This is a genomic window from Rahnella perminowiae (assembly GCF_019049755.1).
GTDB lineage: Bacteria > Pseudomonadota > Gammaproteobacteria > Enterobacterales > Enterobacteriaceae > Rahnella > Rahnella perminowiae.
In genome coordinates, this window is record NZ_JAFMOS010000646.1 from 57,348 (window position 1) to 67,026 (window position 9,679).

General features: G+C 51.9%; 5 protein-coding genes. 1 reads left to right on the forward strand and 4 read right to left on the reverse strand.

Annotation, left to right across the window (positions count from 1 at the left end):
- Positions 1-14: 14 nt before the first annotated feature.
- Positions 15-3,716 carry a methionine synthase gene (metH, locus tag J1785_RS26535; protein WP_217221063.1) on the reverse strand — a complete coding sequence of 1,234 codons (3,702 nt, stop codon included), beginning with the start codon at positions 3,714-3,716 and terminating at the stop codon, positions 15-17.
- Between the two features lie 247 nt (positions 3,717-3,963).
- Between metH and iclR the strand changes: the two genes are divergently transcribed.
- Positions 3,964-4,806 (forward strand): glyoxylate bypass operon transcriptional repressor IclR, encoded by an 843-nt coding sequence (gene iclR, locus J1785_RS26540; protein WP_129954849.1) that lies wholly within the window; start codon positions 3,964-3,966, stop codon positions 4,804-4,806.
- Positions 4,807-4,854: 48 nt separating this feature from the next.
- Here the strand turns inward: iclR and aceK are convergent, their stop codons facing one another.
- Genes aceK through aceB form a run of 3 tightly spaced genes read right to left on the reverse strand, consistent with a single transcriptional unit; the run spans position 4,855 to position 9,584 of the window.
- Positions 4,855-6,570: a bifunctional isocitrate dehydrogenase kinase/phosphatase gene (aceK, locus tag J1785_RS26545; protein WP_217221064.1), complete on the reverse strand. Its 1,716-nt coding sequence runs from the start codon at positions 6,568-6,570 to the stop codon at positions 4,855-4,857.
- Between the two features lie 52 nt (positions 6,571-6,622).
- Positions 6,623-7,945 carry an isocitrate lyase gene (gene aceA / locus J1785_RS26550; RefSeq protein ID WP_129991922.1) on the reverse strand — a complete coding sequence of 441 codons (1,323 nt, stop codon included), beginning with the start codon at positions 7,943-7,945 and terminating at the stop codon, positions 6,623-6,625.
- 40 nt (positions 7,946-7,985) lie between these two features.
- Entirely contained in the window at positions 7,986-9,584 is a 1,599-nt protein-coding gene (gene aceB, locus J1785_RS26555; RefSeq protein WP_217221067.1) for a malate synthase A, read from the reverse strand.
- Positions 9,585-9,679 lie beyond the last annotated feature (95 nt).

Sequence of the window (9,679 nt, forward strand, 5' to 3'; positions counted from 1 at the left end):
GGGCATTTATATTATTAGTCGGCATCGTAACCCAGATTAGGGGCTAACCATCTTTCCACTTCTGCGACCGGCATGTTTTTACGCGCTGCATAATCTTCAACCTGATCACGCTGGATCTGCGCCACAGCGAAGTATTTACTGTCAGGATGGCTGAAATACCAGCCGGATACAGCTGCCCCCGGCCACATGGCAAAGGACTCGGTCAGTTGCATACCGGTATTGGCTTCGACATCCAGCAGCTTCCAGATTTGCCCTTTTTCAGTATGTTCAGGACAGGCCGGGTAACCGGGTGCCGGGCGTATTCCCTGATAATTTTCGCGGATCAGTTCTTCATTGCTCAGGTTTTCTGTCGGCGCAAAACCCCAGTACACTTTACGTACCTTCTCGTGCAGGTACTCTGCGAACGCTTCTGCCAGACGGTCTGCCAGAGCCTTGATCATGATTTTATTGTAATCATCATGCTGCTTGTCATACGCCTCGGCCAGCGCATCTTCCTCAAGCCCGCCGGTTACGGCAAATGCCCCCATGTAATCTTTTTTGCCACTGGATTTCGGCGCAACAAAGTCAGCCAGACAGTAGTTGGCGAAATCGGTTTTTTCCGTTTGCTGACGCAGATGATGGCTGACCACCAGCACATCCTGACGGCGTTCGTCGCTGTAGATTTCGATATCATCGCCCGTGCGGTTTGCCGGGAACAGTCCCACTACACCACGCGGATTCAGTAATTTTTCAGCGGAGAGTTTATCCAGCAAATCGTTGGCATCCTTGAACAGGCGCTTCGCTTCCTCGCCGACAACTTCATCTTCAAGAATGCGCGGATATTTGCCCGCCAGCGACCAGGTCATAAAGAACGGTGTCCAGTCGATGTAATTACGCAATGTTTCAATGCTGGCTTCCACTTTCTGGATGCCCAGACGGTGAGCCACCGGCGGCGTGTAAGTTTCCCAATCGATAAAAGTCGCGTTGTCGCGGGCCACTGCCAGACTCACCGGCGGCGTGCGCGGTTTTTTACGACCATGCTGGATACGTACGGTTTCATACTCTTTACGCGTTCGTCCGATAAACGCATCGCGCTGATCATTGGACAACAACGCAGAGACGACGCCCACAGAGCGTGAAGCGTTTTGCACATAGCAGGTCGCACCACTGTAATTTTGTTCTATTTTCACCGCTGTGTGCGCTTTCGATGTGGTTGCGCCGCCAATCAGCAACGGCATGGTGAAACCACGGCGTTCCATTTCTTTTGCCACGTTGACCATTTCATCCAGCGACGGGGTGATAAGCCCGGAAAGCCCGATAATATCGACGTTTTCTTCAATGGCAGTTTTCAGAATTTTGTCAGTCGGCACCATCACACCGAGATCAATAATCTCGTAGTTATTACATTGCAGCACAACACCGACGATGTTTTTGCCAATGTCATGCACATCGCCTTTTACCGTCGCGAGAAGAATTTTGCCGTTGGTCTGGCCCTTTTCCTTGCTGGCTTCAATGTACGGCTCCAGATAGGCCACCGCTTGTTTCATCACACGCGCGGATTTCACCACCTGCGGCAGGAACATTTTGCCAGCACCAAACAGGTCACCGACCACATTCATACCATCCATCAGCGGGCCTTCGATCACTTCGATAGGACGCGCGGCCAGCTGACGGCACTCTTCAGTATCCAGTTCGATAAATTCGGTAATGCCTTTCACCAGCGAGTATTCGAGGCGTTTTTTTACTTCCCAGCTGCGCCATTCCGCCTGCTGCTTATTCGCTTCGCCATCGTCCTTGCTGCCACGGTATTTTTCGGCCAGTTCGAGCAGACGCTCAGTACCATCATGACGACGGTTGAGGATGACATCTTCCACGGCGTCGCGCAGTTCAGCCGGTAAATCATCATAAATCGCCAACTGGCCGGCGTTGACGATACCCATATCCATACCGTTGCGGATGGCGTGATACAGAAAGACAGCGTGAATGGCTTCACGCACCGGTTCGTTACCGCGGAACGAGAAGGACACATTGGAAACACCGCCGGAAATCAACGCATGCGGCAGTTGTGCTTTAATATCAGCACAGGCTTCGATGAAATCAACGGCGTAGTTATTGTGCTCTTCAATACCGGTCGCTACGGCAAAGATGTTCGGGTCGAAAATAATATCTTCCGGCGGGAAACCGACCTTTTCAGTCAGCAATTTATAGGCACGGCGGCAGATTTGGATTTTGCGGGCACGGGTGTCCGCTTGCCCGGTTTCATCAAATGCCATGACCACCACGGCTGCGCCGTAGCGGCGAACCATACGGGCATGGTGCAGGAAGGCTTCTTCGCCTTCCTTCATGGAAATGGAGTTAACAATCCCCTTGCCCTGGATGCATTTCAGGCCTTTCTCGATGACGTCCCATTTGGAGGAGTCGATCATGATCGGCACACGGGCGATATCCGGTTCACCGGCAATCAGGCTGAGGAAACGCACCATCGCCGCTTCGGCGTCGAGCATTCCTTCATCCATGTTGATGTCAATAATTTGCGCGCCACTTTCTACCTGCTGACGGGCTACAGCCAGTGCTTCCGCATACTTTTCTTCTTTAATCAGTCGTTTGAAACGCGCGGAGCCGGTCACATTGGTACGTTCACCGACATTCACAAACAGCGTCTGTGGATCGATGGTCAGCGGTTCCAGCCCTGCCAGACGGCAGGCAACAGGAATGGTCGGCAAAGCACGGGGCGGCACGCCTTCCACGGCTTTCACCATCGCCGCAATATGCGCAGGCGTGGTACCACAGCAACCACCGACGATGTTCAGAAAGCCTGAGCGTGCCCATTCGGCAATATGCTCAGCCATTTCTTTAGCTTCGAGATCGTATTCACCAAAGGCGTTAGGTAAACCGGCGTTCGGGTGTGCGGTGACATAACATTCTGCAATACGGGATAACTCAGCCACATACTGACGTAATTCATCAGGCCCCAGGGCGCAGTTAAGGCCAAAGGTGAGCGGTTTCACATGGCGTAATGAGTTATAAAATGCTTCGGTTGTCTGGCCGGACAAAGTACGGCCGGAGGCATCGGTAATCGTGCCGGAAACCATGACCGGCAAGACAATACCCATCGCTTCGAATTCGCTTTCAACTGCGAACGTGGCGGCTTTAGCATTAAGTGTGTCGAATACGGTTTCGATCATGATCAGATCGACCCCTCCTTCGATCAGCGCACGGGTAGATTCCCGGTAAGCGTCAACCAGCTGATCGAAAGTTACGTTACGGAATGCGGGATCGTTAACATCAGGGGAAATCGATGCCGTCCGGTTGGTCGGGCCTAACACCCCGGCGACATAACGCGGTTTATCCGGCGTACGGGCAGTCCACTCATCGGCGCACTGTCGCGCCAGCCGCGCGGCCTCATAGTTAATTTCAGCCGACAAGGATTCCATATGGTAGTCAGCCATTGCAATCGTGGTGGAGTTGAACGTGTTGGTTTCGAGGATATCTGCACCGGCAGCAAGATAACCGTTGTGGATCTCGATGATCACTTCAGGTCTGGAGAGCACCAGCAGATCATTATTGCCTTTAAGATCGCTTTCCCAGTCAGCAAAACGCTCACCGCGGTAATCTTCTTCTTCCAGACGATAGCTTTGGATCATAGTGCCCATGCCGCCATCCAGAACCAAAATGCGCTGTGCCAGCTGCTTATGTAGCGCCTCAACTCGATTAGTCACTTTCACCTCATCACCCATCACGCACACCCGGCAAATTATTCATTCATGCGCCGGAAATTATGGTCAACATCCTAGCATATCTTCCTCAGCCAAAAGGCCGCGCTGACGTGAGACTTTTTCAATTCGGGAAGACATCCCGCAAACGCCATGCAACACATCGGATGAGCGTAAAGGCACGTTGCGATCCATACTGTAAAAACGAAAACCCATTCCAAAAATGATTTTTCTTCGCCAGCTTTTGGCGCATCTTACAAGGAACAGGCTCATGGCAACGTCCGTATCGGCTCCGGCCAAACGTGCTAAGAAAACTAAAGCTGCTGCCGCCAACAGCAGTGCTGCAACCGGACAAGTTCAGTCCCTGACGCGTGGCCTTAAATTGCTGGAATATATTGCCGAAGCTCAGGGCAGCGTGGCGCTGACCGATCTCGCCCAGCAAGCGGGTTTACCCAACTCCACCACCCACCGCCTTCTGACCACCATGCAACAGCAGGGGTTTGTTCGTCAGGTCGGAGATTTGGGCTTGTGGACCATAGGCTCGCACGCTTTTATCGTGGGCAGTAGTTTCCTGCAAAGCCGTAATTTACTGGCCATGGTACACCCGATGCTACGCCGCCTGATGGAGGAGTCCGGCGAAACGGTCAATCTGGCCGTGCTGGATCATAGTGATTATCAGGCGATCATTATCGATCAGGTGCAATGTAATGCCCTGATGAGAATGTCCGCGCCTATTGGCGGAAAATTACCCATGCATGCGTCAGGTGCCGGCAAAGCGTTTCTTTCAACCCTGCCGGAAGAACGTCTGGCAAAACTGCTGCACAAAATCGGTCTGCACAGTTATACGCCGTTAACAAAAACGTCTCCGGCGAACCTGAAACAGGAGCTGGCAGATACCCGTAAACGCGGTTATGCCTTTGATGATGAAGAGCATGCGCTCGGTTTGCGTTGTGTGGCGACCTGTATCTATGACGAGCATAACGATGCCTATGCGGCCATTTCCATTTCGGGTCCGGTTTCGCGCATCACCGACGACCGGGTGACGGAACTGGGGGCTCTGGTGATCCACGCGGCGAAAGAAATCACGCAGGCCTACGGCGGCGGAAAACACTGAGAGAGATGCTGAAATCCCACCATTATGATGCGGCAGGATTTCAGTTTATTAACGATGGCTAAAACGCCGCGAACGGCGATAAGCAAAGACATCTTCGACATGCCCCTCACGGATCCTCTGCTGCAAACCGCGCCAGTAACTGGCGCTGAAAAGGTCGTTGTGTAGCGTTTCAAACATCTGACCAAGGCGTTTGTCGCTGCAAAGAAAATGCCGGAATTCCTCGGGAAAAACATCACCTGGCGCAATGCTGTACCAGGGTTCACTGGCCAGTTCATCCTCCGGATAACGTGGCGCGGGAATATCGCGAAAATTCACTTCGGTCATGTAGCAGATTTCATCATAATCATAAAATACTACCCGGCCATGACGAGTCACACCAAAATTCTTAAACAACATGTCTCCGGGAAAGATATTAGCCGCAGCCAGTTGTTTAATTGCATTGCCATATTCTTCAATCACATCATGAAGCTGCTTAGTGCTGGCCTGTTCCAGATATAAATTCAGCGGCGTCATACGCCGTTCAATATACAGGTGCCTGAGCGCAATGCTGTCTCCCAAATCTTCAATCTTGGCAGGTACTTCACGCTGTAGTTCAGCCATCAGTTCAGGACTGATATTTTTCTTCGGCAGAACAAAGTGCTCAAACTCCTGCGTATCGGCCATCCGCCCGACACGATCATGTTCTTTCACCAACTGATAGCAGGCTTTGACCTGTGCTTCGGTCACTTCTTTCTGCGGCGCAAAATTATCTTTTATCACTTTGAACACCCGGTCACTGCCAGGCAGGGTAAATACCAGCATGACCATTCCTTTAACACCGGGTGCGATAATAAAAGACTTATCGGTTTGCGCCATAAAGCGCAGATGTTCACGGTAACATTCGGTTTTTGCATGCTTCTGGCAACCGATAGCGCTGTACAGCTCAGCCGTGGTTTTGGCCGGTAGAATCTCGCGTAACCACTCAACCAGCGCGCCAGGCTGCGGTGCATACACCATAAAATACGAGCGGGCAAAGCCAAAGACTATACTGGCATCGTTGCTTTCGGTAAGACAGGCATCAACAAACAACTGCTTCTGATGACTGCTGAGATGCACCGGCAATAACATAGGGAATACCTGCGTGCCGGTCCTGATTTTACCGATTATCCATGCGGCTTTATTGCGATAAAAAATCTCGGTGGCAATCTCAATATCAGCCTCTGCAAGCCACTCTGCGGGGAAACGTTGTTGTAATGCCGTAGCAATATAATCTACGTCACGGTGCGTATTCTCCCAGGGTAAGCGCACCGGCAGGTCATGAAGAACTCTTGCGAGTGTGCCGGCAAGCTGGCCCTGAACCGGGTAAAGACGTGACAAAGGACGGGCGCAATGTTGCGGCCACCGGAAAGGCTGCTCACTGAAAATAAAAAGTTTGTCTGCGGTCAGATCGCGATGTTTGAAAATGCGGCAATAGACTGAATTAAAGAAACTTTCGGCTATTTCAGCTCGCGGATAATCAGGCAGTAATCCGGAGTAACACGCCTTTACGCGGATCAGAAACGCGGCATCATAAAAATGCGGGCCGGTAATGCATCTGAGCTGGGCAACCACCAGCCCGACATGGTGGTCATACAAATGGATACGTTGCTTCATTGCTGCCTGTACCGCCGGCCAGTCGGCATTTTCAAAGCGCTGCTGTGCCCCCGATGTCACCTCGAGAAAGCGGCCGTACTGTGCGTCGAACCCCTGCAAAATAGTCTGCGCAATCAACAACTCTATACGCATAGTGGCGACTCCCGGAGGAAAAAGACCCGGCTTTTACCGGGCCTGATAAATATCAGTGTGCCGCAGAGGAAAACTGCTGTTCTTCGGTAGAACCGGTGAGGGCGGTGACCGAGGAACGGCCGCCCTGAATGATGGTGGTGACTTTATCAAAATAACCGGTTCCGACTTCCTGCTGGTGCGAGGCGAAAGTGTAGCCGCGACTTATGGCTGCAAATTCCGGTTCCTGTACTTTGTCGACGTAGTGCTTCATCCCCTCTCCCTGCGCATAGGCATGAGCAAGGTCGAACATGTTGAACCACATGCTATGGATACCTGCTAACGTAATGAACTGATACTGATAGCCCATCGCGGCCAGTTGGTCCTGGAAACTGGCGATGGTTTTATCATCGAGATTTTTCTTCCAGTTAAACGATGGTGAACAGTTATAGGCCAGCAATTTTCCCGGGAACTCTGCATGAATGGCCTCGGCAAAACGCTGAGCCAGTGCCAGATCAGGCGTTGATGTTTCGCACCATACCACGTCGGCATAAGGTGCGTACGCCAGCCCGCGACTGATGGCCTGCTCAATACCGGCGTGTGTCCGGTAGAAGCCTTCATGCGTTCTTTCGCCGGTAATAAACTGGCTATCATAAGGGTCGCAGTCTGACGTCAGTAAATCTGCCGCATCAGCGTCAGTACGCGCCACCAACAGCGTCGGGACGCCAAGAACATCAGCGGCAAGGCGCGCGGAGACCAGTTTCTGCACCGCTTCCTGAGTCGGCACCAGAACTTTGCCGCCCATATGCCCGCACTTCTTCACTGCGGCAAGCTGGTCTTCAAAATGAACAGCGGCAGCACCCGCTTCAATCATGGATTTCATCAACTCAAAGGCATTGAGTACGCCGCCAAAACCGGCTTCAGCATCGGCCACAATCGGCAGGAAATAGTCGGTATAGCCCGGCAGCCCAGGTTCAATGTTATTGGCCCACTGAATCTGGTCCGCACGGCGAAAAGTGTTGTTAATGCGCGCCACCACTTCAGGTACCGAATTTACCGGATACAAAGACTGATCGGGATACATACTGGAAGCTGTATTGGCATCTGCGGCAACCTGCCACCCGGAAAGATAAATGGCTTCGATACCCGCTTTTGCCTGTTGCAATGCCTGTCCGCCGGTCAGTGCGCCAAGACAATTCACATATCCTTTACGCGATCCACCGTGGAGTAAATCCCACAGGCGCGCCGCACCGTGCTGTGCCAGCGTACATTCAGGATTGACTGAGCCACGCAGGCTAATCACGTCTGCCGCCGTGTAAGGTCGGGTAATATTTTTCCAGCGCGGCTGGTTCCAGGTTTCTTCAAGCTGCTGAATCTGCTGAGTACGGGTCGTTTTCATGGCAAATGCTCCGGTCTTTTTATGTGTAGGGTAAGAAGAATCAGGCCAGCAGCTGATAGCCGGGCAGGGTCAGGAAATCGATTAATTCGTCCTGTGTGGTGATTTTTTCCATCAGCGCAGCTGCCTGTGTGAACCGTCCTGCGCTGAAGCGTTGGTCGCCCAACTCTTGCTGAATGACCAGCATTTCTTCGTTCAGCATGTGGCGGAATAACGGCTTCGTCACGGGTTGTCTGTCATTAAGCGTTTTGCCGTGGTGGATCCATTGCCAGATTGATGTACGGGAGATTTCCGCCGTGGCGGCATCTTCCATCAGCCCGTAAATCGGGACACAGCCGTTGCCAGAAATCCAGGCTTCGATGTATTGCACTGCGACGCGGATATTGGCGCGCATACCCTCTTCAGTACGATCGCCTGAACATGGTTCGAGCAACTGCCCGGCAGTAATTTCGGCGTCTTCTTCGCGTAATACGTCCAGTTGATTTACGCGGTCACCCAGCGCTTTATCAAACACTTCCAGTACCGTGTCAGCCAACCCGGGGTGTGCTATCCAGGTACCATCATGTCCGTTATTCGCTTCAAACTCTTTGTCCGTCCGGACTTTGTTCAGTACCCATTCGTTACGCTTAACGTCTTTGCTTGGGATAAATGCCGCCATGCCACCCATCGCAAATGCGCCACGGCGATGACAGGTTTTGATCAGCAGACGCGAGTACGCACTGAGGAAAGGTTGCGTCATGGTCACAGACTGGCGGTCAGGTAATACACGATCAGCATGATTCTTCAACGTTTTGATATAGCTGAAAATGTAATCCCAGCGACCACAGTTCAGTCCGACGATGTGATCACGCAGGTGGTAAAGGATTTCATCCATCTGGAAAACCGCAGGCAGGGTTTCAATCAGCACCGTGGCTTTAATGGTGCCGCGCGATAACCCTGCATAATCCTCGGCAAAACTGAAGACCTGGCTCCACCAGTCAGCCTCATGATAAGACTGCATTTTTGGCAGATAGAAGTAGGGGCCACTGCCTTTTGCCAGCAAGGCGCGATAGTTATGGAAAAAATACAAAGCGAAGTCGAACAAAGAACCGGGAATAGCCTCACCCTGCCAGTTCACATGCTTTTCGGGTAAATGCAGACCACGTACACGACAAACCAAAACGGCCGGATCGGGCTTGAGTTGATAAATCTTGCCGGATTCATTGGTGTAGCTGATCGTCCCCTTCACCGCATCGCGTAAGTTTATCTGCCCTTCGATAACTTTCTGCCAGTCCGGAGCAAGGGAATCCTCAAAGTCCGCCATAAAAACTTTTACATTAGCGTTAAGCGCGTTGATCACCATCTTACGTTCAACAGGACCGGTGATTTCTACCCGGCGATCCAGTAGGTCTGCCGGGATACCTCGAATCTTCCAGTTTGATTTTTTTATGGAATCTGTTTCCGAAATGAAATCAGGTAACGTCCCCTGATCTATCTTCTGCTGTACGGCAATTCGATCGGCGAGTAAGCGGTTACGCAGCGGGGTAAAACGGATAACCAGTTCAGATAAAAAATCAACGGCTTCTTCGGTCAGAATCTGTGCTTCATTTTCACCAAACCGGCGCGTAAAACCAAGCTGACTGCGGGTAATTTGCTCAGACATCATTTATCTCCTGATTTATCTGTTTAATCTGCCAGAGCACTTCACTGAACAGATGCTGTTACGGTCGAAAACACACCGGAGATGCCCCCATGCTC